The sequence below is a fragment of the Fibrobacterota bacterium genome (assembly GCA_019509785.1).
Taxonomy (GTDB): domain Bacteria; phylum Fibrobacterota; class Fibrobacteria; order UBA11236; family UBA11236; genus Chersky-265.
This window is the reverse complement of sequence record JAEKLQ010000085.1, coordinates 24,146-47,952: the sequence shown is the minus strand read 5'-3', so window position 1 is coordinate 47,952 and position 23,807 is coordinate 24,146. Positions and strand designations below refer to the sequence as shown.

Here is a 23,807-nt window from a genome sequence, read left to right as displayed (position 1 = left end):
AGATGGCGATGATATCGCGCGGGGTCACGCCCAAGGCGTTCAGGGACTTTGCCAAATCGGCCACGTTGGAACTGGTCGGTAGGACCTTCATTTCCGCTTTGGGTTCATTGACGGAGACGTCCTCATTCGAGGTCGAGTTCTGGATTTGGGTCGTCCCCGAGTTGGCCGCGTTGGTGTTGGATATTTGCGCCTGTTGGTTGTCCTTCACTTGGACGACGATGCTCCCTTGGGACACCGCCACTTCGGAAATGCTCACGTTGCCCCCGGCGATAACGGTCCCGGTCTTCTCGTTCAGGACCACCCGGGCCACGGTCGAGACCATGAAATCCAGGTTTTCCACTTCGGCGATGAACTCCATGCGCTTGCCTTTGAACTCCTCGGGGACCGACACGTTCACCGTGACGGGATCCTTGGCTTCGGCGATGGGCTTCTTGTAGTTGGCATTGATGCTCTTGGCCATGGCCACCGCCGAACTGTAGTCAGGATTGGCCAAGGAGATACGCAAATCTTCCGTTGTCATGGCTCCGCCGGGCGCTTCCTTCTGGACGATGGCGCCATTGGGGATCTCCCCCACCATGGGATGGTTCTTGGTGTAGGAGGATTTTCCCTGCGGCCCGTCCTTGTTGATTCCGCCAATGCTCAAGGCGCCTTGGGCCAAGGCGTAGATCTCCCCATCGGTAGCCTGCAGCGGCGACATCAAAAGGGTGCCTCCTTCCAGGCTCTTGGCGTCGCCGATGCTGGAAACCGTTACGTCGATGTTCGATCCGCGTTTCAGGAACGGGAACAGCTTGGCGGTGACCATGACCGCGGCCACGTTGCGTACCTGGATGCGTTCGCGGGGGACCTCGATGCCGGTGTTACGGAGCATGTTGACCACGCTCTGGGTCGTAAACTGGGTACGGGGGCCGTCGCCCGTGCCCTTGAGGCCCACCACCAGGCCGTAGCCGATGAGCTGGGTCTCAGCCAGGCCGTCGAGCCTGGCCACGTCCTTGATGCGCGAGGCGGAGGCCGGGAAGGCGACGAGCCCGAAAGCGATGCAGGTACTTGCGATGGCGTTCCGCATGATCATCCCCGTTCAAAAAACCCAGTTGAAAAAGCGAGCCAGGAGGCCGGGGCGGGCGGCCTGATGGTTATCGCCCGAGCCGGTATATTGGATACGCGCGTCCGCGATCTTCTCGGACATCACGGTATTGTCCGGGGAGATATCCTCCGGCCGTACGATGCCGGACACGCGTAGGATTTCCTTTTCGTTATTCACTTCGACTTCCTTGTTGCCTTCGATCAGGAGGTTGCCGTTGTCGTAGACCGCCACGATGCGGGCCGACAAGGTGGCCTTGACCTCGCCTTCGCGCGCCGTCGTCCCCTGTCCGTTGTATTTCTGGTGCACGCCCCCCGAAAAGCCGACCGCGGGCGTAATCCCATTGGCAACCGCACCGGGCCAGGTAACCGTGGCGCCTTTGATATCCACTCCCGCATCCTGGGACTTATCCGTGGCGCTCTTGGTATCGTTGCTGGCCTTGGCGTTTTCCACGATCAGCACGGTGATCACGTCCTCGGCGCGCTTGGCCTTCTTGTCCGTGTAGAGCGAATAATTATGCGGCAAGGCCTGGGCCCCCGCTATAGCGAAGGCGGAAAGGAGCGCCATCGGGATGAGATTGGATTTACGCATGATTTCTCCTTAAGCGCCGCGCCGGCGCTCAGCCTCCGGGGACCGGTTCGAGCGTCCCATCCTCGTCCACGCGAACCCGCACCAGGCGCTGGCTCGCGAGGCTTTTAGCCAGGATGATCTGGCCGGCCAAGCCGTCCTGCCGGCATACGGCCCCGGAAGTAACGCTCACCGAACCGTTGCGATACACGATTTTGGCTTCCTGTCCCCGCTTCACCACCGGCGGTATGGCCACCACCATGGGGGTGACGATGCGGCCCGGATTCAAGGTGACCTTGGACAGACGGCCCAGCATGCGGGCGGGGTCGCCCATGACGGCCTCGTTGAATTGCGTGGTCTCGCGCATTTCCACCTTGGTATTGGCGGGCGTGAGGGCCTCGCCGTGATCGATGCGCTGGGTGGCCACCAGCACGGGTTCTTCCACCCGCAAATTGATGGTAATGGGAAGATGGCGCAAGGCGCGGCGTTCGTCGCGGATGTCTAGGGTGAGGTCCACCTTGCCCTTGCGCTTGGCCCCGGCGAAGGCAAGCTCCAGGCTGTGGGGAATGGCGGGGACCAGTATTTCGGCCGGCGCCCGGGAGATTTCCCAATGCCGTACCAGGCCTTTCGTACGCGGCATGGCGGCCACGAAAGCGTCGATCAGGCGGGCCAGGGTATCGGTGGGCAGCTTCTCGGCCCGGGTGGAAACCCGGATCATTTTATGGTCGATGTCGAAAGCGAAACGATCGGCGTAGGGTTTCAGGGCGCGCGCGCAAAGCACATCCGTATCGATCAGCCGAGTGAGGCCGAATCCGGCGCTCTTGGCCACCTCCAGGGTCTCCAATTCCGCGACGGCACGTTGGCTCCCGGCCAGGACGCGGGCCACGTCGCCCAGGCGGATGCGCTCGCCGGTGACGGTGGATTCGTCCTGGAAACGGATGGCGACCTGCTCGTGGGCCTTCTCGGGCATGGCCGCCAGGCCGTCGCCGGATGCTTCCCCGGCGGGGATCGCCAGGGCGGGCAACGCTTGCAGGCAAAGGACGGCCAGGGCCGGGAGGGTGATCCGCTTCATGATCAAGACCTCAGCTGATTGGCCAATTGGAGCATGCTATCGGACGTTTGGATGGCCTTGGCCGAAATCTCGTAGGCGCGTTGGGCCACGATCATGTTGACCATTTCCTCTACGAGTTCCACGTTGGAGGCTTCCAGGAAGCCCTGTTGCAACGTGCCCATGCCGTTGGTCCCGGGCGTGCCCGTTTCGGCATCGCCGCTGGCGGAGGAGGTCTGGTACAGGTTATTGCCGAGGGATTTAAGGCCCCCTTCGTTCAGGAATTTCGCCATTTCGATCTGCCCGATATCCTCGGTCGTGCCCGAGTCGGCGACTTGCACCGAGACCTTGCCGGTCGCATCCACCTGGATATCGTGCCCGCCGTCGGGAACGGTGATTTGCGGCTCCAGCGGATAGCCTTGGGAAGTGCAGAGGGTTCCGTCCGAGGAAACCTTGAACGAACCGTCGCGCGTGTAGGCGATTTCGCCGCTGGGCAACTGCACTTGCAGGAATCCCGAGCCGGTGATGGCCAAATCGAACGGGTTCTTGGTCTCTTGCAGGTTACCCTGGGAAAACATCTTCTGGTTGGCCACGCTGCGCACGCCCAATCCCAATTGCAGCCCGGCCGGGGATTTCGATCCATCCGAAGTGGCCGAACCCGGATCGATGATGGTCTGGTAGAGCAGCTCCTGGAATTCGAGCTTCGATTTCTTGTAACCGGTCGTATTCACGTTGGCCAGATTGTTGGAAATGTTGTCGATGTAAAGCTGGTTCGCCTTCATCCCCGTGGCCGATGTATATAGGCTGCGTATCATGGCTTATCCTCGCGTTAGACCTTGCCGACTTCGTTCACGGCCTTGCCCAGGGTTTCGTCGACTGCATGCATGGTATGCTGGGCGGCTTCATAGTTCCGGTAATCGGCGATCATGTTCACCATGATGTTGATGGGATCCGCGTTGGATCCTTCCAGGAAACCGCTTTTGATGCCCGGATTGGCGGGAACGGAAGCGGGATTGCCTTTGGGATCAGGATTCCCGAAGCAACCGTCCTGGCCGTAGCGCAATTTCTTGGTGTCCGCGAAATCCACGATGCCGAGCTTGCCGACCTTTTGACCATCGACGTTCACCGATCCGTCGTCCATGAAATGCACGGTGCCCCCGTCCTTCATGACCAGGGGTTGCCCGCTTTCGTCGAGCACGCGTTTGCCCGACAAGGTCACCAATTCGCCGTAGGAATTGAGGCTGAAGCTTCCGTTGCGGGTATAGCGCACGCCATCTTCGGCTTCCACCATGAAAAAGCCGGGAGTGGTGAGGGCCAGATCGTATTCGTTCCCGGTATTGACCATAGGGCCTTGCGCGAAACTGGTGGAGACTTCGCTTATCTGCTGGCTCTCTTTCTCCCGCAACTCGCCTTCATCGTTGCGGCTCACGGTCACCTCGGCCGTATTCACCAGGCGCGCCATCTTGAACCCGTTGGTGCTGGCGTTGGCGATGTTCTGCGCATGGATGTCCTGCTTGGCGAGGATATTGGTCATCGCGCGGGACGCCGTATATAAACCGTTGACCATGGAATGAGCCTCCGAGGGCCGGAAAAAGCAAGAACCGGACCATCCCCGCGGAGACGGAAAAAAGGGCTAAACGGGCCAGGAAAAGGCCGTCATCCGGGAGTCCGTAAGGGCCGGGGGCAAAGCTTTCCCGGGTTTGGGAAGCTAGGGAAAATTCTTCCCTGGAAGTTCCGCTTCAGGATCCGCGGAAAGAATGGGGGTCAGGAAGGGAGAAGCGGGCTTGCAGTTCCAGGAAATGCGCCACCGCCCGATCGCCCTCCGGCCCCAGATCGCGGCTGAACGCGTTCACGTACAGGGCGATATGCGATCGGAGTACCGACTCGTCCATCGATTGCGAGTGGTGGCGGCACAAGGCCAGGGCCTCGGCTTCGTGGGCGTAGGACCAGTCCAGGCTCGCCCGGATGGCGTCCTCCACGGCTATCCCCAGTCCGGGCGCGCGGGCTTCGGCGGCCAAAGCGAGCGCTACGGCCCCCAGGGGGATGGGATGCCCGGTGGCGCTCTCCCAGAACTCGCCCAGGTCGCGTACCAGAAATAGCCCATCCCGGGCGTAGGTGAAGCGCATCTCATGGATGACGACGCCCTGGCAGGGCTCCGATCCCAACAGGCGCCGATAGAGCGCGTCGAACGGGACGAACGCTTTCCTCAGTGGCGCATCGGGCCGCGAGGATCCGCCCCCCGTAACTTGCCCGTTACGGTGGAAGAACTCGAGCAGGAGATGGGCGGTGGTGCGTTGCCCGGGGACCAGAACCGGGGCCGACGGATCGAAAACGGCCTTGCCCTCCGCCCCGGCGCGGTTGGCGAGCAAGAGTGGGCCGCAGCCCCGGCCCAAGGCTCCGCCGCAACGCAGCAAGCGGTACCCGGGCAGGCCCGCGGCATTGGCATAACTGATCTTGGCGATCTCCCAGCGTCCTTCACGCGCGCCGGCGTTGAGGGATTCCAGTTCCAGGAATTCGAAAGCGAACTCGTATCCAGGGCGGCGCACCGCCCCCGTTATAAGCCCGGCGAAGATGAAGACGTCGTTCGGGCAAGGCGAAATGGCGATGGAGAGATTCATGCCGATCGCTCCAACCAAGCGGAGACGAAGCTTCCCAAGGCCCGCAAAGCCAAGCCGATGTTCTCCGGACGCATGTCCCGATCCGCGGCGGCATTGGAAATGGCGCGTAGTTCCGCCACCGGTATCCCGGCCTCGAGGCCGGCCAGGGCCGCGGCGGCCCCCTCCATGGATTCGAAATCGGCCCCGGTCGTGGCGCGTCGGCGCGCGCCGGTCGCGGCGGTCCCGGTACAGGCGTTCACCGTGCAACCCCGCGCGCGCTTAGGCGCCGCAGCCTTCCCCGATGGATCCAACGGCCCCAGAGGATCCAGGCTCAAGGCCAGGGGACTCGCATAGATAGGATCGCTCCAATCGAATCCGGACATGGGCAGGAACGCCTGCGGTTCCGGCGTCTCCATGCCTAGATCCCCGAACCGCTCGTTCTCCCCCATCACCAGGTCGCCGATGGACAGCCCCGATCCGGCATAGGCGCCGGCGATCCCGATATCCACGAGGGCGGAAGGACGTTCGGATAATACCAACGGCATCAAGCGCGCCAGGGTGAGCGGGATCCCGGGCCCGGTGACGGCCAGCAGCACGCGGCCGCGGCGGCGGGTCCACGGGCGAGGTCCCGAGGGGAGGGAAGCGAATGCTTCTCCCAAGGGACCCAGGCAGGCGTCCATCTCCATGCGTGTGGCGGCGCAAAGCAGGATCATGGGAGGATCACGGTCTCGGCCAGCAAGCGTTGGTAATCGCCCTCGGCGTATTCGGCGGGAGGGTACTTGAGGCAACTGGCCGAGCCCATCGCCAGGGCCCGCCGGAAGGCTTCCACGGGAGGCTCCCCCGCGAGGAGGAAATGGGTCAGGCCCGCGGTCACGGTGTCCCCCGCCCCGATGGCATTGGCCATCTGCCCCAGGCCGGGCGGGCTGATGCGGGCCTCGACCCGGCCCGACCGTAACACGCAGGCTTCCCCGCCTCCGGCGGTCAATAGGAACGGGATCCCCGCGAGGGCGGGCGCGCCCACGCGCTTTTCCAGATTCGCGTACTCGGAGCGGTTCATCTTGACGGCGGTGGCCTTGGCGAAAACTGCGATCCCGACATCCTGCCAGGCGTCGATCACGGAAACGCGCGGGTGCAGACGCTCGAGTATCGCGTCATACAGGCCCGCGCCGGCGCCCGGCGGGACGGTGCCCAGGAGGGCGATTCCGTCGAAGGCTTCCCGGTCGCGCGGCAGCAGGTCCAGCAAGCGATCGACGGCCGGCGCCGACAGGCGGAAAGGTTCGATGATCTCGGAAGTTTCCCCCCGCCCGTCCGCCAGGGTCACGCACAAACGGGACTCTTCGGGAACTTCCACGTGCAGGCTCGCCAACCCTAATTTGGCGCACGCCTCCAGGATCCTCCGACCGTTGATCCCGCCCACGATTTGCAGCACGGTAACCTCATGGCCCAGGCGCTTCAGAACTTTGGCGGCATTGATGCCTTTGCCCGAGGCCATGGAGAGGGATTGCGAGGCGCGGTTAACCTGGCCGGGACGGAACTCGCCGAAGACCATGACCTTCTGCCAGGCCGGATTGGGGCCGGCGACGAGAATTTTCGCCATGGGGAAATAGTAGGAATTCGAGTTTAGGAGAGGGGTAAAGGGTAAAGGGTAAAGGGTTTGGATACCTTCGTATCGACCCACCGGCGCGCAGCGCCGACTTTACCCTTTACCCTTTACCCTTTACCCTTTACCCTCTTCAATGCGGCTGCGGAGCAATCCCCGCCGGGGTATTCTTCACTTCGGAGAAGAAGGATACCCGGTTACGGCCCCCCTGCTTGGAGGCGTACATGGCCTTATCGGCGTTGTCGATCAGCTCCTGCTTGTCGGCGCCGTCGAACGGGAAAGTCGCGCTCCCGACGGAAACGGTTACCCTCAGGATCTTGTCCTCGTTGCGGACCTGCATGGATTCCACCGCCTTGCGCACGCGCTCGGCCAGGACGCGCGACTGCTCCTCGTCTGCCTGGATCAATACTACCACGAACTCCTCGCCACCGTAGCGGGCGCAATAATCCGTATTGCGGATCGATCCTTGCAATGCCTTGGCCACCATCTGCAGCACCAGATCGCCTACCGGGTGGCCGTAGGTATCGTTGAACTTCTTGAAATGATCGATGTCCATCAAGAGCAAGGTAAGCGGGGTATTGTAGCGCTGGGACCGCTCCATCTCCATGGTCATGATGTCCTGGAACTTGCGATGGTTGGCGATCTGGGTCAGGCCGTCGATGGTGGCCAACTTCTCCATCTCCGTATACATGCGGGCCTTGGTGAGGGCCGTGGAAACGTTGGCCATAATGGTCTTGAGCAACTGCAATTCGGATTGGGAGTAGGTCCCGGACCGGTTGGATTCCAGGCCCACCACCGCCCATACCGCCTGGCGATCATCGTGGATGGGCGCGATGAGGATGTCCTGCGGCTTGGCGTCCATCGGCTCGTCCCGATCGAAGCGGAGGAACTTGGTCTCGTGGCGGAAGCCCTGGGAAACGATGGACCGGCGGTTCCGGAACACGCTCCCGTACAAGCTACGCGTGTCCTGGATGTCGAACTCCATACCCTCGGCGACGCCGCCCGGATCCCCGATCACCCGCCAGATGGCCCCTTTCGAGCTGGCCGGATTGTAGGCCGCGATGATCAAGCGGTCATGCTCGAAGGTGCGCATCAGGGACTGGGTGAGCACCTCGATGACTTCCTCCACCTTCAGGGCTTCGGAAAGCTTCTTGGCGATTTCGTATTGCAGATCGGCCTGGATGGCCACCTTGTTCATCTGATAGGTAAGCTTGACGCTGGTGATCATGGCCGAGGCAATCTGCGTGAACCGGTTCATCAGCTCTTTGTGTTCATCGGTGAAGGCGCGCATGTTCTCGGAGTCCACCAGGAGCAGGCCCTGGATGCGCTTGCTCTGGTTGTCCATGACGCGCATGATCATCACGGAATTGATGTTCTCCGTCTCCTTGTAGTACTGCAGATCGCCGTCGTAGGAGCGGAGGTTCCCCGTAATGAAGCCGCCGGGCTTATTGACCGCCGAGCCGATCAGGCCTTTGCCGAATTCGATTTCGCATTCGTAGTTCAGGTTGTGGCTCTTGGTCACCACCGCGTTGATGGTCAGCTTGTCCGCGTGTTCCGAGGCCAGGAATCCGATGGAAGTATAGGCCCGGAAATTCCGGCTCATGAAGAGGACCACGGTCTGCAGGATGTCCTTCATGTCCTTCAGGGCCTGGTCCCCCTGGTTTTCCAGGTAGACGCGGTTGAAGAACTGGGTGGCCGCCGCCGGGTCGTCGTGGGTATGATCTGCGCCCATGATAACCGAACCCTTGGGAACCGGTTTGTCCACCGCCAAGGCCGCGGCGGCTACGGCAGGCGGCGGCGCCGGACGGGCGGGAGCGCCCGCGGTCGCGAATCCGCGTTTGAATCCGAGCAGGACCGCCTGGAACAAAACCACGGTGAGGATCGGGAAGAAAATCGAGAAAACGTATTCGGGGATGTTCTGGATTTCGGTAGGCGTGGCATGGGGGAGCCAGCCATAGAGCCGGTTGGAAACCTCGACCACCGCCACTCCGATGGTGAGGAGGATGACATAAACCGAATGCAGGGGATGGGATTGGGTTCCGATGAATGCGGCGGCGGCCAAGGCCAAAACCATATTCAGGCGGAAACTGACGCCTCCCAGCAGGTGCACGCCGCACCAAGCCAACGCGAAAATCCACGCCGCGCCCGCGAAACCCGAAATGCCGTAGGGGCCCTTTCCCGATCGGGTGACCAGCAGGAAGACCACGGCCAGGCCCAGAAGACCAGCCAAGAGACTGGCCTCGTAATGGGTATGGCCAAATACGGGCAGCAAGGGAGCCCCTAAAAGCGCCAGGAGGATGGCGGGGACTATCTGCAAAGCCGTGAGCGCAGCTATCATGGATTATCTTTAGCCAGTATAACCCTTATGGCTTCGAAAAATCCAGGCGGCGCTCCGGGCATTGGCAAGCGATGGCCCTATAAAGCGCTCAATTTCCTGTCCGAACGCAGGATGTGGGAATATCTCCGCGGGAAATCCGGAGCCGGACCCGGCGAAAAACCTTTCCGCCTGGGCGAAGCCCTGACCGGATGTAAGCGGATCCTGCTCGCCTTGCCGGACGGCTTGCAGGAAAACCTGGTGGCTTTCCCGGTCGTGCGCAGCCTGGTTCGCGAGCGCCCGGATACGGTCTTTCTCTTCCTGGCCAACCAGCAGTTAACCGCATTCCTGGCCGCCCTTTACGGCCATGATCAAACAATCGGGATCCGACAGGACGAACTGTACTGGGGCGAGCCCCATTTCCTGGAATTGCGCCGCGTCGCCGAGGAATTCCGGCCCGACGTGTCCATCAACTTGCGCGAGAGTACGCCTCCCCTGCTCCACTTCATCCTTCGCGCCGCGCGGGCCCCGATCCGGGTGCAAGCCAATGGCGACGCCCCCGAAGGTTTCGCGAACGTGGTCCTAAGGCCCTCGGAGCCGTCCAATCTTCTCCGTCGCTTCTCGCAAGCGGCAGCCCTGTGGGACGCCGCCGAATCACCCATCGCGGTGAAATGGGCGCGCCTGACCCCGGCCCCCGGGAACATCAAGGACGCCAGAAGCCGATTGGAATCCGAAGGCCTCCGGCCGGAGGCCACCCGTCTTTTCCTGTGGCAATACGGGAATTCGCTCCGGGAACATGCCCTCTTCCGCAAGATCGCCGCGGATCCCGCGGAGCGGAGCGAAGGGCGTTCCTTGTTGATCGTCAGTATCGCGGGTTCCCTGTTCCAAACCCCTCCCCCGCCCCCCGATCTCACGGCCGGTTTCCCGGCCCAACGGATCGATTCGACCGGCACCATGCTGGGCCTTTTCGCGAGTACGCGTTCCAGTATCGGCGTGAACGGGCCGCTGCTGCATCTCGCCTCCCTGGGCGATACCGACGTGGAAGCCCATTTCGGCGGAGAGGATCGGGCCTGGGATACGAGCGCTTTGAACGGCCGTATGCGGATCATCTACGAGGAGCCCCAGGCGGAAGCCGCCGGGAGCCACTCGCTCCGCATCTAGGGCCCCCGCCATCATTGGGGCGATGTTGCGGGTCCGGCGGATCGGCGCTAAAGGAATTTCTTCAGCTTGGCGTCCATCTGCGCCAGCTTGACCAACTCCTTCAACTGCGGCGCCTTATCCTTGGGTAGCACCAAGGTCACTCCGCCCGTCTGCACGATCAACAGGTCCGAGACGCCGAAGGCGGCCACCAGCCCGCCGTCCGAGAACAAGGTATTGCCCTTCGCGTCCAACGCCAGGCATTGGCCCACCTTGCGGTTGCCGGCCTCATCGGGGGCGTGCAAGCGCTCCAGGGCGGACCAGGATCCGATATCATCCCAGCCGAACTCCGGCACCACCACGCGGATGGACCCGGCTTTTTCCATAATGCCGTTGTCGATGGAGATGGCCGGCACGGTCTTGTAAATCTTCGCCAGTTTTTTCGCGAAGGCGGGCGATTTGGGATTCAGATCTCCCGCCGCCTCGAAGACCTTGGCGATTTCCGGCTGATGCTGGCGGAACTGCTCCCAGAGGTAATCGACCCGCCAGGCGAACATCCCGCTGTTCCAGAAGAATCGCCCCGAGTCCACGTAGGCCTGGGCGGTGGCCCGATCCGGCTTCTCCACGAAGCGTTTCACGGCGAAGGCGGCCAGGCCCTCGACCCGGCGATCTCCCCCATCGGTCTCGATGTAGCCGAACCCCACCTCGGGACGATCCGGCTTGATCCCGAAGGTAACCAGGGCGTTACCCTCGGCGGCGATGGCGGCGGCGGCGCGCATGGCTTGCGCGAACTTCGCGGGCGGCTGGATGGCGTGGTCGGCCGTGAGGACCAGCATCACCCCTTCCGGATCGACCCGTTGGATAAGCCGGCAGGCCAAGGCCACGGCCGGCGCGGTATTGCGGCCCACGGGCTCGGCGACTATCTCGACCCCGGGCCGCTTTCCCATCAGTTTCTTGACCGGCTTCTCCAGGTTCTTCCCGATGATGAGCCGCGTGCGGGCGCTCTTCTGGAAAGCCCGGATGTTATCCAGGGTATCCTCCAGCATGGTCTTCTTGGTCACCAGGGGAAGGAGTTGCTTGGGATGCTGGGCATTGCTGTAAGGCCAGAAGCGCTCGCCGCGCCCCCCGGCCATGACGATGGGGTGGATCATTGGGCTCCGATAGGGTGAATCATGGATCTAACGGTTAATGGTGGCCATTTACGCGAAAAAGGGTAAATGTAGCCAAGGGACGCGCACACTTGGGTCTCGGCTTGTATTATAATAGGGATTACCATGGTCCCCTTCATCTCATGAAATCGACGAAATTCGCCAGCCAGGGTCGCGAAGCGCCACAGCCCAAGGAATTCGTGGATTTGCATATGCACTCCACCTTTTCCGACGGGACCCTGCCGGTCCGGGACCTCATCGACTATTGCCTGGAGCAGGGCCTCAACGCCATCGCGGTGACCGACCACGACAACATCGATTCCTTCGAGGACGGCCGCGAATATGCCGAATCCCGGGGATTGGAATTCATCCCCGGCGTCGAGATTTCCTCCTCCATCGGCGGAAGCGACATCCATATCCTGGGATACATGTTCGACCCGACCCATTTGCGCCTCAATCGGACCTTGGTCGAATTGCGCGCCCGCCGCGTGGATCGGGCCAAGGCCATCCTGGAGAGGCTCGAAAAGCGGGGCTTGAGCTTAAGCTACGAGCAGGTCGCGGCCAGGGCCCATGGCGGAAGCATCGGCCGAGCCCATATCGCGGCCCAGTTGGTGGACGAGGAATACGTGGCCACCTTCCAGGACGCTTTCAATTTGTACCTCGGGAATGATGCGGAACTGATGTCGGACATGGATGCGGTGAAACTCAATCCCGCCGAGGCCATCGAGCTGATCCTGGATGCCGGCGGAGTGCCGGTGCTGGCCCATCCCTGCAAGACCAATCGCGACGACCTGCTGGAGATGCTGGTGGAATGCGGCCTGAAGGGCATCGAGACCTACTGCCATGGCCTCTCCCACGCCAATTCCCAGAAGTACCGGAGCTTCGCCCAGAAGCGCAATCTGATTTGCACCGGCGGCGCCGACTTCCACGTGAAGCGTCCGGACGGACGTAATGCCCCCGGAAGCCTTCGCATCCCTTATCGTGTCTTGAGCCAGATCAAGGAAGCGAAAGTCGGCGCGGGCGCTTCCGGTCGCTAAGGGCGCGGAAATTCCCGTTCCCGTCCAAGGCCAACCCTTCATTCCCCGGCGTCCCGTCCCCGAAATAATCCCCATCGGGATTCTCGACGACCCGTAACCGCAACTCCCCCTCGGACCATTCCAGGGAAAAGTCCACCTGCCCCGCCGATTTCTTTACGCACGGTTCCGCCGCCAATGAGACCTTGGTTTCGCCTTGCTGGTAGAACCGCGCCGAGGCATCGCGCATGCTGAGGTCCATGCACTGCTGCAAATCATCCAACCGGAAAACCGCTTCGGAGTCGGCCCAACGCATCCCTCCCAAGGCCATGGTAAAGGCCAACGACAACGCCGCCAGCGCGATGAAAGGCGCCGGCGAAACGCGCCGGGGGGTTGTTTCGGGATCGGTTCCGGCCGAACGGGCGCGGCTGCGCGCATCGTCCACCGCCTCCTTGAGGCGTTCGCGCGCGCCCCGGGAGCGAAGCCAACAGGCGCGGGAGACCCAGCGCGACATCAGTAACCAAATCGCCAAATCGAGCCCAATGGTAATCCTGAAAACAGCGAGGTCGGGAACCCAGGCCAATGCCACATCGATAACGGCCAAGGCCAACAGGGCCCAGGTGAGGATCGGATTCAGGCGCGAGCGACGCCTCACGGCCGTGCCTTCGAAATCCTTACCCGCCATCCGCTGGTAGGATTCGGCCAAGCCTTCGAAGGCCCTCTGCCTTTGGAAGGACCGATACCGGAAAAGCAGCACCCCCGCGAAGGCCAAGTACAAGCCCTTCAAAACCAAGTATCCGAATAAACCCCAGCCGATATAGCGAAAGCCGTCCAGTACGCAAGCCGAGGCCTGCAGGGCCGAGAGCATGAGTAGCCACCATAACAGCTTGAGGACGTTGCCCATGGCCCGCCCATGGTACCAAATATCCGGATGCGGGGGCAAACTCCGGGCATACGGCAACTTACGCCGACCTTTTACGCTTGACCATTCGCCTGCCTGTCACTACACTTTTTGGGGCTTTAGGATAAATGACTGCAAACTTCGACATTCGACGCTATAAGAAACCGGGATTCGGGGAAACCCTCTTCGCCCGCTTGTTCCGCATCGTGGCGAACAAGGAATACCTGGTCTCCCTGCAATGGGACGCGCGCCGGGGCGCCCATTTCTTCGCGCTATCTTCGAAGGTGAAAAACCGGGTCCTGGGAGGCCTGGGTATACTCGCTTTGGGAATCCTCTGCCTCACGGGCGAATGCGCCACCTGGGGCTATCATCAGCTCTCCCTGCAATTCCGGGACAAGCAGAACGCCAGCCTGAAGGGCGAGCTGCATGGAGTGCTGGCCGAGCAATCCGATGTGGAAGCCAGCCTCGATTCCGTGGGCCGCGTCGAGGAGCGTATCCGCGCCTTGTACGGGATGAACGGGTACGATCCCGCCATCCGGGCTTTCGGGGTGGGCGGCCAGCGCTATGAACCGGAGGGTTCTTTTGAGCCCGCGGTCACCGAGGAAATCCAGACTTCGACCCTGAAGAACCGCCAATTGCAAGGCAAGATCGACTTCGCCAGCACCAGCTTCCACCAGATCGAGGAGTTCGTACGCTACCGGCATAACCTCTGGGAGCATACGCCTTTCGTGCTGCCGACCAAGGGCCAAATCACCAGCGGCTTCGGCCTGCGCATGCACCCCATCCTGGGCGAAGAGAAGTTCCACGAGGGTTTGGACATCGCCAATAGCCGCTGGACGCCCATCTACGCCACCGCCGACGGTATCGTCACCACCAGCAACGGCAACAGCAACTTCGGCAATCTGGTCGTCATCGATCACGGGAATGGGTACGTCACGAAGTACGCCCATATGACCAAGATCATGGTGGAAAAGGGCCAATTGGTGAAACGCTATGGGCTGGTGGGTTATATGGGGGATAGCGGGCGCGCCACCGGCATCCATCTGCATTACGAAGTCCATCGCGATGGAGCCCCGCAGAACCCCGAAAAATACATTTTGCCTTCCGGCATCCTGGTGGATTAAAATCGAAGCGGATGCGTTCCCGCCTCGCGGGGACGCGGGCGGCGCCTTTCCCGGCCTGCCGCCAGGAGAGTCCGCGCCTTGCCGATCTTCCTCGCTTTATTCCTCCTGTGCCTAATCCCGGCCGCCGCGGAAGAATTCGCCGGCGAGCCGTTCCTGGAAGGCGCGAGCGTAGCGGACAACGGCACCTCCGGGGCCATCCCTTCGCGGCTGCACACGGCCACGCAATTCCTGGATTTCCCCGCGGACTTCGGTGACGCCAAAACCTTCCGCCTGGAAGCGGCGACCTTGCCTCTCTTCGGGGACCTGGCGCAAAGCTGGAACGGGGCCGCCAGCTATACTCTTGATTCGACCACCTCCTTGAACCTGTTCGCCAAGCTGGAGACCACTCCCGATATCGAAAGCCGCCCGTTGCTGGAAGGGTCCCACGAGGACCGCCTCAACGATCCGGGTTTCCGTCCCCTACCCTGCGACGGCTGCGCCCTTTTCACGGACAACCTCTACGTGGGCGCGCTCAACCTGATGCGGGTCTTCCACGCGGACTTCCCCCGCATCGATATCGCCAGCCGGCAGATCCCCATGGAACTCGGGATCGGCGTCACGGCCAAGTATTACCTGGAAGAGTTGGCGGGGCCGCAGGATGGGGACTTCTTCATTTCCAACCTGAACCTAGATGCCGGGGCCAGCGTGAAATTCCTATGGGGCTGGGACCCCGTCGCCAAGCAATCGGATCGGGACGTGAAGATCCAGTTCTCGGGACTCGAGCTTTTGCCTACGCGGCAGCAAAGCGATATCGCGGGCCAGCTCGGCTACGAGCATATGGCTTACCGTTGGCGCATGTCGGCGGATTGGGAAGAAGGCTTTCCCTCCATCGCCAGCACCCTGACCGCGGGCTTTACCCAGAAATCGGAGGGGGGATCCATTCCGGCCTTCGGGGCGGAGTGGGATTATCGCGAACTCGTATTCGTGCGGGCCGGCCGCGATGACGATTTCCTTAGCGCGGGAATGTCCTTGGCGTGGCGCTGGTTCTCGGTGCATTACGCGTTCCGCCGGCATGATTTGGGGAATACCTGGTACCAGGTGTCGGGGCAGGTGGCCTTGTTCTGAAGGCCTTAGCGCGCGATACGATTCGGCTTAGAGCCTAAGTTCCGCGCCTAAGGAAGTCCGGAACCCGCCCGCCTTCCACTTCGCCACATGCTCCACGATGTCCCCATGTCCGTCTTCCAACCGGCAGATTAGCCCGTACCGATCGAAGAATCGTGATCGCGCCTCGAGGCCGGCGACCCAGCCGATCGGGACCAGGCCGCCGCGGCGTAAGGTGGTGTAGGCGGAGGGCATAACCGCGGCCTGCACGGATTTGCCGAGAGGAAATTCCCTGGAGTATGCCCCGCCTACGCGCGCGCGATTCACCTTGCCCGTTCCCAGAAAATCCGCGTCCCAACCCAGGCGCGTCTCACACACCCCGGCGCCTGGCGGGCGCGAGAAGACTGCGATATCGTAGAAGCCTCCCCGCGGCGTCAGGTACTCGGTCACCAAGGGAGGCAGCACCGTCCAGTCCCCGACATGCCAGGCGAGATTGGGCGTTTCCCTTATCCCATCATGCAGGTAGTTCCAATTCCCGATCCATGCCTCCCACAAGCGCGCGGTCAGAAGATCGGAAACGGCGGCCTGCAGGATAAACGCTCCACTGGACATGCGGACATGCTCATAGCTCCTCAGCATGTTCTCGTAGTCGTAGGTATCGCCGTTCGGATCCCGGCGGCCGAAGACGCGACCCGTGTAAACGTCGTAGGTAATGATGGAGAATTTCCGGAAAGAGAAGGCCATGCTTTCGTCGAAGCTCATCCCGGACAAGGAATGCGAATAGGCGTAGTAGGCGTCGAACTCTTCCTGGTTGAGGCCCGTTTCGGATTCCTGGATCCAATCTGTGGGATCATCGCAGTAGCCCGTCTCGCATCGATTCCCGTGATTGAACGCCGGCCAGGGCCAAGGCGCGCCCCACTGCGAAGCGTCCATCGTCCAACCGCGCAGATGCACGTTGTGCCCCAACTCATGGGAGTAATGCCCGATGGCAAGATTGAGGTAGGCCAAGCCCAGGAATTCCCCCAGGCGCCCGCCCCAGTTACCGTCGGCTCCCGACTCTCCTAGGGTCCGCGATGCCAGCCCGAAAGCCTGATTGAAAGACCACCAGACCCGGGCGTTATTATCGGGATCCTGTAGGCGGGCGAATTCGAAGCCTAAGGTTTTCGGGGCCGCGTCCGGGAATCCATTGGGTTCGGCCGAGGCTGGAAGGACGGCTGCGAGCCATGTCGCAGCCACGAGGAGAAGCGTCTTCTGCGGGAAACGCCATGTCCATTTTTGGACACAGCCCATCACTGTAAAGCCCCCATCTTGGCTGTCCAAGGGGACTTCGGGTATTTACGGTTCAGCTTCCGATACCAAACCCAGCGTTGTTCCAGCGTGGCTTGCCCGCGGCTGGATCGGAACCGGACGTCGCGCGTATAGCATTGCAGGAGGTAATAGATCGCGCGGGGCTCCTCCTCGCTTTTGTCTTTGGGGCCGAATTGCCGCGTCGCCAGCAAGAAGAGATCATGGGCCCGGCCCATGCTGTCCGGAGTGGGCCCGGGGGCTTCGCCGCAGCAAGGCGGTTTACGGTCGGGCGGGTCCGGGATTTCGTATTCGACATAGGTATCGGTATCGCCCATCAAGTAAGGGCCGGGACGACCGGTATTCCAGCGAATCGGTTCCCTGCCGGCCTTGTCGATGATGAACCACCCCAGATCGTTAAGGCCCTTAGGGCTCAAGGAGTCCTTGGCCAATAGCTGCACGGCTGGTTCCACGGACTGGAAATATTCCCTATCGGCCTGGGCGAACGAGGCGAACAGGGCGTTGAAATCGCCGTAGCGTTTTTCCTTGAGGCAGCGGCTAAGCAGGCGGCGGACGAGGGCCCGGCGCGCGAAACCTTTGAGGTGCGGAAGGGCGAGCCAGGCCTGGAGGCAGCTATCGGACGCGTAGGCGTGGATGGCGGCTCCGAGCACCATGGTGTCGCGCACGGCGGAGGCGGAGTCCAGCAATCCCGGCATGTCCTGGCGCCAGCGGTAGTTCATAGCCAGGCGGCTTTGGAAATAGGCTCCGCTATCGGGATTGGCCCGGCTCAAGCCTTCCCAGAGGGCGCGCGCCTTGGCCCATTGGCCGTCTTTCTCGAAGGCGTCCGCGACCAGGGCGGTCCGCGCGCGTTGGAAGAGTCCGCTGCCGGGTTGGATGCCGCCATACTCCTTGAGAAAGGCCTTGCGATCGTTGAGACGGGACTGGAGCGCGGTGCGGTAATAGTCGAAGAGGCCGGGATACTGCCGGTACGCGTCCTTGGCCGATTCCAATCCTGCCAGCCGCACCGCGGCCATGGAATCGGTGAGATCAGGGGTCACGCATTTGGCCATCGGTAACGGGCAGGCGTAGGGGCACGTGGTCGTATCGCGGTACCGCTTTTGGAAATCAAGCAAAGCCAGGGTGAGACGGGCGCTCGTAGACGAATCGCCGGCCCAGGCCAGGCGGGCGTCTTCGATTTCCTTGAGCAGAGCCGCGGTCAGGGCTTTCCGGTCCCCTTTCAGGTAGAGGAAGCGGCGGTTCATGCCTTGGGCGGATCGACGGTAGCGGCCCTGAGGGTAGGCTTCCAGGTAGGCGGCGTATTCGGCGGCAGAGCGCGAAAGCAAGGTCGTATCCACCGCACCGGCCGGATTGGACCAACCGTCCCAGCGGGTTTGCGCCGCGGCCATATAGGCGCGAGCCGCGAGGATGCGCGCCGCTTCGGCCACCCAGGGCGACGGGCTATGGTAGAGCCCCTCGGCGAAGTGCGCCGCATCCTGATGGGCTTTCGCGTAGAAGAGGGCGGCCGCGTACAGGTAGCCGGGGTATCCCCCCATATCCTTGCGTGCGGAAAATTCCTGGAACGCCGCCAGCCCCACCCTAACGGAATCGCCGTCTTCGCATCGCCACGTATTGAGCATCCGGATCCGCATCAGTATCAGATCCCTGAGGCCGCGGCGCGCCAACGGATCGGCATCCACGTTCACGGCGAACTCAGCCAGGGTCTCGTTGGTGTTACTGCATCCGGCGACATACATATCGCCGAAGCGCCTGGAACTGAAAGTACCCGACGGCAAGGTGTCGAGACCCCGGAGCTTGAGCAGCGAATCCAGCTGCGGCTTCGACCATTTGGAATAAGGCCCTTCCTTGGGCCCAAAGGCGTTCCAGGGCTGGGCGGTGTTCGGATGGAAATGCTTCAGGATCCGATCATATTGCCGGTTCCCGCCGCCGAAATCGACGAGGTGCCGCGAAATCGGTTCGGACCCGAAGCCCTCGCTGCAGGCGCGCGAGGGAGAGGGGCACAGGAGCAACGCAATCGACAGCGCAAGCTTTATTGCAGCCGGCAATGCAAAGCGGGTTCGCATAAAGGTTTCCTAGGCGCCGGGCACGGGGAAGAGGACCATACCGCGGCAATGAGGGAAGTCGGCGGAGCGGGACAGGATGGCGATGCCGGACGTATCCGTGCTGAGAAGCCCTGCTTTGTAGGGAAGCCCCAGGCTCTCCAAGCGCGTCAGGGCGGGCCGTAACTCGGAGACCCGCTCGCGGCCCTCATAGAGTTGGAACACCACCTCGTCGACCGAGGCGGCGAGCAGGCGCAGATCCTCCGGCGACCCGTTGCGGGCCCAGTCGGTGAGTCCCGTGACGCTCAGGGCGGTCCCGGGACCGAGGCCGCGCTTGAGACCGGCGAGGAACCGGGCGTAACCCCGGAGTTTCCCCGTGGGGCAATCGTAGTCGAGTTGAAAGCCGGAGACCGAATTGCCATGGCCGCGCCAGGCGGATCGGGAACCGGCCAGCAGGGCGGCGAGATCGCCGGCGGTGTCGAGAGCCTGGGCGCGGAATACCAAGAACAAATCCCTGGCGCCGGCGGGGAAAGGAAACAGGCCTTGCTTCACGAACAGGAAGCGGTCCTCCTGGTTATCGTTGTTCCGCTTCCCGCTGTCCGGGTTTTTACCGTCCTGCATTTTGATCAAGCCCTGGAAGAGATAGACGCGGCCTTTGGCGGCCTCGGGGCTAAGCGCGCGGCCGCCCCAAATCCAATGGGCTACCGCTTCAGGCCCGGTCCCTCCGGGCGCGGGTGCGGTCGTGACGCGAGGGGGATCCGGTTCCATGCCGACGCGCGCGAAGGCCGCGGCCCCGACCAGGCAGGCGAAGACGGTCGCTGTAAGGTGTGGGCGCGAGCAAAACCTAGGTGCGGGACCGGGAAGCCGTCAAGGGCGCCTCTATAAATGGATTCCGTCGCTGAGGCCGTGCGAGCGGGCGGACCACGGAACCGGATGCGGCTGTCGCCACTCTCGGAGCGCTGCCGCCGATGTTGCTTATGATCTCCGTTACGATAGCTTGTGGCCGCTATCCCGGATGTTTCCGGATCCTGGAGAAGTTGGAAGGATGGGGGCGTTGCGGGGGTGGAGCCCCCGCAGATGGGGTCGCGGAGGCCACCGCAGGGGGCGCGCGCAAGGCGCGAGCGCCAGAGGAGGCCGGAGCGAGGGGAAGGCTTTCCCCTCCCCTTTTTCGTCATCTCGCCCCGATTAACGCTTAAGCCATTCCTTATGGATCTCGGGAATATCCTCGAGCAGGTGCACGGTATGCGGGCTCTTCGGATGCTGGGTCACCTCATCCGGCGTTCCCGATTCCACGATCTTCCCTTCGTGCATGATGAAAAGCCGATCGCTCACGTAATAGGCCAGGCCGATATCGTGCGTCACGAAGATGATGGTCATGCCCAGCTCCACCTTCAGCTTCATCAGGTAGTCCAGGATGTTCGCGCGCACGCAGGCGTCCACCATGGAAGTGGGCTCATCCGCGATCAGGACCTTGGGCCGCAGGGCGAAGATGCGCGCCAGCAGCATACGCTGCATCTGGCCCCCGGAAAGTTCGAACGGGTATTTGCCTTCGATATCCTTGGGAGTGATGTTCACCGCCAATAGCCCCGCGTCCACGCGCGCATCCGCTTCGGCTTTGGAGGGCTTGATCTTCAGGATGTTCAGCGAGTCCTTGAGCTGGGAGCGGATGCTGAAGAACTGGTTGAAGCAGCTGAAGGGATCCTGGAACACCGATTGGACTTCGTTCCAATGGCTGCGGGTATCCGTGATGGCCTTGCCGCGGTAGGTGAATTCGCCTTGGTTCTGCTTGTATAGGCCGAGCATTACCTTGGCCAACACGCTTTTGCCGCAGCCCGAGCCGCCCACGATGGAGACGATTTCCCCGTCCGCGATGGAAAAGGAAACGTCGTCGACGGCCTTGACCAGGGTCTTCCCATGACCAAAAGTCTTGGTCACATTCCTGGCGTAAAAAACGGGGGCGGTCGGATTATTCGGCATACTTGCACCTTACGAGGCGGCCGGCCACCATGCGCAGTTCCTGCTTTTCGGTTTTGCAGTCGGGCCGCGCCACGGGGCAGCGCGCGGCGAAACGGCAGCCGGGGGGGACCTTGGCCAGGCTGGGTGGCGCGCCTTCGATGGAGACGGGCTTGCGGCTTTTCTGGCCGGGTTCGGCGCTGAGCATGGACCCCATGAGCGCCTTGGTATAAGGATGGCGGGGATCAAACACGATTTGCTCGTTGGTCCCCTTTTCCACGAACTCGCCCGCATACATGATGGCGATATTGTTCGCCACGTGGCGGAGCAGGGGCAGCTCATGGGTGATGAAAATCATGGTGTTGAAAATGCCCTTGTCCAACAAGTCGAAGATCATGCGGATCACGACCTTCTGGGTGGTCACGTCGAGCGCCGAGGTGGGCTCGTCGGCGATGACCATCTGGGGATTGAGCAAGGTGGAAATGCCGATCACCGAACGCTGGCGTTCGCCGGCCGTGAGTTGGATGGGGAAAGCGTTCAAGACGCGTTCCGTATCCATGCCGAACAAATCGAAGCGTTGGCGCAGGCGGGCTTCGATATCCTTTTTGCTGGTATGGCCGCCGCTATGGCTGGCGATCACGTCCGCGGCGATGTCCTTGATCTTGCGGGTGGGATTAAGGGCGTTGAAGGCCCCCTGGGGGATCATGGAGACCTTTTGGCTCAGCACGTTCTTTCGGATTTCCACGGGCGTGCGATTCATGAGCGACTCGCCCCCTACGCGTACGTCGCCGGACGTGGGATAGAGCGGCGGGATGAACAGGCCCATCAGGCCGTTCACGAGGGTGGATTTGCCGCAGCCGGATTCGCCGGCTATCCCTAAGATTTCGCCCTGTTCCATGGTGAAGGAAACGTCCGACACGGCCTGGATCTTGTCCCCGAAACGGGTCAGGTAATGCAGGCTTAAATGATCAACTTCGAAGGTCGGCATGATAACTCCTACTTCCGCAGCCGGGGGTTGAACACCCCTTCCATCGACGTGTTGATAATGTACAACGCGAACACCAGGACGGTGATGATGACGGTCGCGGGCATGAACGCCCACCACATGCCGTCCCCGAAACCGCCTTGGTTCTTGGCATCGTTGAGGATGGTGCCCAGCGAGACCGTATCCAACGGGCCCAGGCCGATCATGCTGATGGCGGCTTCCGACAGGATTCCCGATGCCACTTGCAGGATGAAAACCATGAAGACGTAGGAGGCCAGGTAGGGAAGGATATGCACGGCGAGGATGCGGAGGGTTCCGGACCCGTTGATGCGGGCCAGGGCGATATGGTCGCGCGACTTCAAGGAGGCCGCCTGCGCGCGCACGGCGCGGGCGCTCCAGGTCCAGGTGGTCAGGCCGATGATAAGGCCGATCAAGGTGAGGGAGCGGCCTTTGGACAGGCTGGAGCTGATCAGGATCAGGACCACGAAGGAGGGAATCACCAGGAAGAGGTTGGTGACGAGATTGACCACGTCGTCCATCCAGCCGCCCTTGAAGCCTCCGTAAATGCCCAGCGCGGTCCCCAAGGTGGTGGCGATGACGCCCGTCAGCAAGCCCACGTAGAGCGAGGATCGCAGGCCTTCGATCAGCATAGAGACCATGTCCCGTCCCAAATGGTCGCATCCCAAAAGGAATTTGCCGCTGGGGCTGGCATAGGAGCTCGATTGCAAACCCAAGTTCACGTGGTAGAAGAACGGCAGCAGTAGCGCGCCGCCGATGGTGAGGAGAAAGAGTCCCATGCCTATGATGAAGGATGGCGACTTCAGCAGGTTCTTGAGCAGCTTAAGCATTCAATTGCCCCCCATCTGTCCGGCTTTGACGCGCGGGTCCAGGAAGCCGATGAGGATGTCCACGGTGAAGTTGGCGATCAGCACGCTGATGGTGACAAGCAAGGTACAACCCTGAATCATGGGATAGTCCTGCCCCTGGATGGCGCTAAGGATGGCCATGCCCAAGCCCGGATAGGAAAAGATCATTTCCGTAATGAGCGCGCCGCCGATCATGCCGCCCAGGGAAAGGGCCAGCCCCGTGAGCTGGGGCAGCATGGCGTTACGGAACAGGTAAAGCAGAATCTTGTTTTCCTTGATGCCGAGCCATTTGGCGTACTTGATGTAGTCGGTGCCGAGCTCGTAAATGCCCATCGACCGCATGCCGATAGCTTGGCCGCCGGCCAGGATCAGGAAGATGGAAAAGAAGGGAAGGATGTAATGGGACCCCGCCGATTTGATGAAGTCCAGGTTGAAGCCCGGCACCATATCACCGGCGTAACCGCCCATGGCGGGCAGCCAGCCGTTCCGGATGGCGCATACGTACACCAGCAACATGCCGAAGGCGAAGAAGGGCACGGCGCTTAAGAGCAGGGCTAGGGGAAAGAAGACCCGGTCGAATACCCCGCGCCGGTAGGCCGCCAGCGCGCCCAGGATATTGCCCACCAACCAGCCGAACAGAATGGTGGGGAGCTGCAATGCCAAGGTCCACGGCACCGCCTCGGCGATAATGGTCGTCACCTTCTTCGGGTATTTCTGGAACGAGGTTCCGAAATCCCCTTGGAAGCACATCTTCACGTAATTGAAGAACTGGGAAACGTTCGACGACTTGAGCGGTTTGCCGTCCGCCCCGCGCAGGATGGTACCGGTCGCATCCACTTGTACCAGGCCGAATTCCTTGAGATAGGATTCTTCCTTTTCGCGCGCGGCTTCAGTATCCAAGCCGGAACCGGCTTTCCCCATGATGATGTCCACGGGATTGCTGGTCCCGAGGCGCGGGAGGAAGAAGTTGATCGTTACGGCCACCAGGAAGGTCAGGAAATACCAGCCCCCCCGGTGGAGGATGTAACGGAGGGTGGGATACTGTTTCAACATGA

General features: G+C 61.9%; 22 protein-coding genes. 4 read left to right on the top strand and 18 right to left on the bottom strand.

The features are described from left to right. The 9 genes from JF616_22100 to JF616_22060 form a co-directional block, all read right to left on the bottom strand. Nucleotides 1-1,063: flagellar basal body P-ring protein FlgI (locus tag JF616_22100; protein MBW8890454.1), on the bottom strand; the 1,063-nt coding region annotated here is incomplete at its 3' end. Nucleotides 1,064-1,075: 12 nt separating this feature from the next. Beyond that, nucleotides 1,076-1,669, bottom strand: coding sequence for a flagellar basal body L-ring protein FlgH (locus JF616_22095; protein MBW8890453.1), 594 nt, complete (start codon nt 1,667-1,669; stop codon nt 1,076-1,078). A 28-nt stretch (nt 1,670-1,697) separates the two neighbouring features. After that, nucleotides 1,698-2,717 carry a flagellar basal body P-ring formation protein FlgA gene (gene flgA / locus JF616_22090; protein MBW8890452.1) on the bottom strand — a complete coding sequence of 340 codons (1,020 nt, stop codon included), beginning with the start codon at nt 2,715-2,717 and terminating at the stop codon, nt 1,698-1,700. A 2-nt stretch (nt 2,718-2,719) separates the two neighbouring features. Further along, entirely contained in the window at nt 2,720-3,508 is a 789-nt protein-coding gene (flgG, locus tag JF616_22085) for a flagellar basal-body rod protein FlgG (GenBank protein ID MBW8890451.1), read from the bottom strand. Between the two features lie 14 nt (nt 3,509-3,522). Beyond that, complete coding sequence (locus tag JF616_22080) at nt 3,523-4,260, bottom strand: flagellar hook-basal body protein (GenBank protein MBW8890450.1); 738 nt, start codon at nt 4,258-4,260, stop codon at nt 3,523-3,525. A 172-nt stretch (nt 4,261-4,432) separates the two neighbouring features. Beyond that, a complete protein-coding gene (locus JF616_22075) occupies nt 4,433-5,311 on the bottom strand; it encodes a 1,4-dihydroxy-6-naphthoate synthase (GenBank protein MBW8890449.1) in 879 nt (292 codons plus the stop codon). Beyond that, complete coding sequence (gene mqnB / locus JF616_22070; GenBank protein ID MBW8890448.1) at nt 5,308-6,003, bottom strand: futalosine hydrolase; 696 nt, start codon at nt 6,001-6,003, stop codon at nt 5,308-5,310. The genes JF616_22075 and mqnB overlap by 4 nt, the downstream gene beginning before the upstream one ends. After that, nucleotides 6,000-6,887 carry a hypothetical protein gene (locus tag JF616_22065; GenBank protein MBW8890447.1) on the bottom strand — a complete coding sequence of 296 codons (888 nt, stop codon included), beginning with the start codon at nt 6,885-6,887 and terminating at the stop codon, nt 6,000-6,002. Before JF616_22065 ends, mqnB begins: the two co-directional genes overlap by 4 nt. A gap of 136 nt (nt 6,888-7,023) precedes the next feature. Next, entirely contained in the window at nt 7,024-9,228 is a 2,205-nt protein-coding gene (locus tag JF616_22060) for a diguanylate cyclase (protein MBW8890446.1), read from the bottom strand. 27 nt (nt 9,229-9,255) lie between these two features. On the opposite strand from JF616_22060, the gene JF616_22055 reads away from it, so the two are divergent. Further along, complete coding sequence (locus tag JF616_22055; GenBank protein ID MBW8890445.1) at nt 9,256-10,365, top strand: hypothetical protein; 1,110 nt, start codon at nt 9,256-9,258, stop codon at nt 10,363-10,365. Nucleotides 10,366-10,412: 47 nt separating this feature from the next. Here the strand turns inward: JF616_22055 and JF616_22050 are convergent, their stop codons facing one another. After that, entirely contained in the window at nt 10,413-11,492 is a 1,080-nt protein-coding gene (locus JF616_22050; GenBank protein MBW8890444.1) for a mannose-1-phosphate guanylyltransferase, read from the bottom strand. Nucleotides 11,493-11,632: 140 nt separating this feature from the next. Here JF616_22050 and JF616_22045 point away from each other — a divergent pair, with 140 nt between their 5' ends. Further along, nucleotides 11,633-12,526: a PHP domain-containing protein gene (locus JF616_22045; GenBank protein ID MBW8890443.1), complete on the top strand. Its 894-nt coding sequence runs from the start codon at nt 11,633-11,635 to the stop codon at nt 12,524-12,526. Here the strand turns inward: JF616_22045 and JF616_22040 are convergent. Next, nucleotides 12,486-13,406: a hypothetical protein gene (locus JF616_22040; GenBank protein MBW8890442.1), complete on the bottom strand. Its 921-nt coding sequence runs from the start codon at nt 13,404-13,406 to the stop codon at nt 12,486-12,488. The two genes, JF616_22045 and JF616_22040, sit on opposite strands and share 41 nt — an antisense overlap. 125 nt (nt 13,407-13,531) lie before the next feature. Here JF616_22040 and JF616_22035 point away from each other — a divergent pair, with 125 nt between their 5' ends. Together JF616_22035 and JF616_22030 are read left to right on the top strand one after the other, a co-directional pair. Beyond that, entirely contained in the window at nt 13,532-14,527 is a 996-nt protein-coding gene (locus JF616_22035; protein ID MBW8890441.1) for a M23 family metallopeptidase, read from the top strand. A gap of 78 nt (nt 14,528-14,605) precedes the next feature. Continuing rightward, on the top strand, nt 14,606-15,631 hold the full coding sequence (locus JF616_22030) for a hypothetical protein (GenBank protein ID MBW8890440.1): 1,026 nt from the start codon (nt 14,606-14,608) through the stop codon (nt 15,629-15,631). A 27-nt stretch (nt 15,632-15,658) separates the two neighbouring features. On the opposite strand, the gene JF616_22025 is transcribed toward JF616_22030, so the two are convergent. The 7 genes from JF616_22025 to JF616_21995 all read right to left on the bottom strand — a co-directional run bounded on the left by JF616_22025 (nt 15,659) and on the right by JF616_21995 (nt 23,805). Next, nucleotides 15,659-16,843 (bottom strand): hypothetical protein, encoded by a 1,185-nt coding sequence (locus JF616_22025; protein MBW8890439.1) that lies wholly within the window; start codon nt 16,841-16,843, stop codon nt 15,659-15,661. A gap of 53 nt (nt 16,844-16,896) precedes the next feature. After that, on the bottom strand, nt 16,897-18,972 hold the full coding sequence (locus JF616_22020) for a hypothetical protein (protein MBW8890438.1): 2,076 nt from the start codon (nt 18,970-18,972) through the stop codon (nt 16,897-16,899). Nucleotides 18,973-18,981: 9 nt separating this feature from the next. Further along, nucleotides 18,982-19,716 carry a DUF3142 domain-containing protein gene (locus tag JF616_22015; GenBank protein MBW8890437.1) on the bottom strand — a complete coding sequence of 245 codons (735 nt, stop codon included), beginning with the start codon at nt 19,714-19,716 and terminating at the stop codon, nt 18,982-18,984. A gap of 417 nt (nt 19,717-20,133) precedes the next feature. Next, nucleotides 20,134-20,925: an ABC transporter ATP-binding protein gene (locus tag JF616_22010; GenBank protein ID MBW8890436.1), complete on the bottom strand. Its 792-nt coding sequence runs from the start codon at nt 20,923-20,925 to the stop codon at nt 20,134-20,136. Further along, a complete protein-coding gene (locus JF616_22005; GenBank protein MBW8890435.1) occupies nt 20,915-21,889 on the bottom strand; it encodes an ABC transporter ATP-binding protein in 975 nt (324 codons plus the stop codon). The genes JF616_22010 and JF616_22005 overlap by 11 nt, the downstream gene beginning before the upstream one ends. 8 nt (nt 21,890-21,897) lie before the next feature. After that, nucleotides 21,898-22,734 carry an ABC transporter permease gene (locus JF616_22000; GenBank protein MBW8890434.1) on the bottom strand — a complete coding sequence of 279 codons (837 nt, stop codon included), beginning with the start codon at nt 22,732-22,734 and terminating at the stop codon, nt 21,898-21,900. Beyond that, nucleotides 22,735-23,805: an ABC transporter permease gene (locus JF616_21995; GenBank protein ID MBW8890433.1), complete on the bottom strand. Its 1,071-nt coding sequence runs from the start codon at nt 23,803-23,805 to the stop codon at nt 22,735-22,737. Between the last annotated feature and the right edge of the window lie 2 nt (nt 23,806-23,807).

Excerpts from the sequence above, each read along its gene's own strand:
- JF616_22020 (MBW8890438.1), bottom strand. The coding sequence starts at position 18,972 with ATGCGAACCCGCTTTGCATTGCCGGCTGCAATAAAGCTTGCGCTGTCG.
- JF616_22045 (MBW8890443.1), top strand. The coding sequence starts at position 11,633 with ATGAAATCGACGAAATTCGCCAGCCAGGGTCGCGAAGCGCCACAGCCC.
- JF616_22050 (MBW8890444.1), bottom strand. The coding sequence starts at position 11,492 with ATGATCCACCCCATCGTCATGGCCGGGGGGCGCGGCGAGCGCTTCTGG.
- JF616_22060 (MBW8890446.1), bottom strand. The coding sequence starts at position 9,228 with ATGATAGCTGCGCTCACGGCTTTGCAGATAGTCCCCGCCATCCTCCTG.
- JF616_22055 (MBW8890445.1), top strand. The coding sequence starts at position 9,256 with ATGGCTTCGAAAAATCCAGGCGGCGCTCCGGGCATTGGCAAGCGATGG.
- mqnB (MBW8890448.1), bottom strand. The coding sequence starts at position 6,003 with ATGATCCTGCTTTGCGCCGCCACACGCATGGAGATGGACGCCTGCCTG.
- JF616_22080 (MBW8890450.1), bottom strand. The coding sequence starts at position 4,260 with ATGGTCAACGGTTTATATACGGCGTCCCGCGCGATGACCAATATCCTC.
- flgA (MBW8890452.1), bottom strand. The coding sequence starts at position 2,717 with ATGAAGCGGATCACCCTCCCGGCCCTGGCCGTCCTTTGCCTGCAAGCG.
- JF616_22095 (MBW8890453.1), bottom strand. The coding sequence starts at position 1,669 with ATGCGTAAATCCAATCTCATCCCGATGGCGCTCCTTTCCGCCTTCGCT.
- JF616_22035 (MBW8890441.1), top strand. The coding sequence starts at position 13,532 with ATGACTGCAAACTTCGACATTCGACGCTATAAGAAACCGGGATTCGGG.
- JF616_22000 (MBW8890434.1), bottom strand. The coding sequence starts at position 22,734 with ATGCTTAAGCTGCTCAAGAACCTGCTGAAGTCGCCATCCTTCATCATA.
- flgG (MBW8890451.1), bottom strand. The coding sequence starts at position 3,508 with ATGATACGCAGCCTATATACATCGGCCACGGGGATGAAGGCGAACCAG.
- JF616_22075 (MBW8890449.1), bottom strand. The coding sequence starts at position 5,311 with ATGAATCTCTCCATCGCCATTTCGCCTTGCCCGAACGACGTCTTCATC.
- JF616_22065 (MBW8890447.1), bottom strand. The coding sequence starts at position 6,887 with ATGGCGAAAATTCTCGTCGCCGGCCCCAATCCGGCCTGGCAGAAGGTC.
- JF616_22040 (MBW8890442.1), bottom strand. The coding sequence starts at position 13,406 with ATGGGCAACGTCCTCAAGCTGTTATGGTGGCTACTCATGCTCTCGGCC.
- JF616_22015 (MBW8890437.1), bottom strand. The coding sequence starts at position 19,716 with ATGGAACCGGATCCCCCTCGCGTCACGACCGCACCCGCGCCCGGAGGG.
- JF616_22010 (MBW8890436.1), bottom strand. The coding sequence starts at position 20,925 with ATGCCGAATAATCCGACCGCCCCCGTTTTTTACGCCAGGAATGTGACC.
- JF616_22005 (MBW8890435.1), bottom strand. The coding sequence starts at position 21,889 with ATGCCGACCTTCGAAGTTGATCATTTAAGCCTGCATTACCTGACCCGT.
- JF616_21995 (MBW8890433.1), bottom strand. The coding sequence starts at position 23,805 with ATGTTGAAACAGTATCCCACCCTCCGTTACATCCTCCACCGGGGGGGC.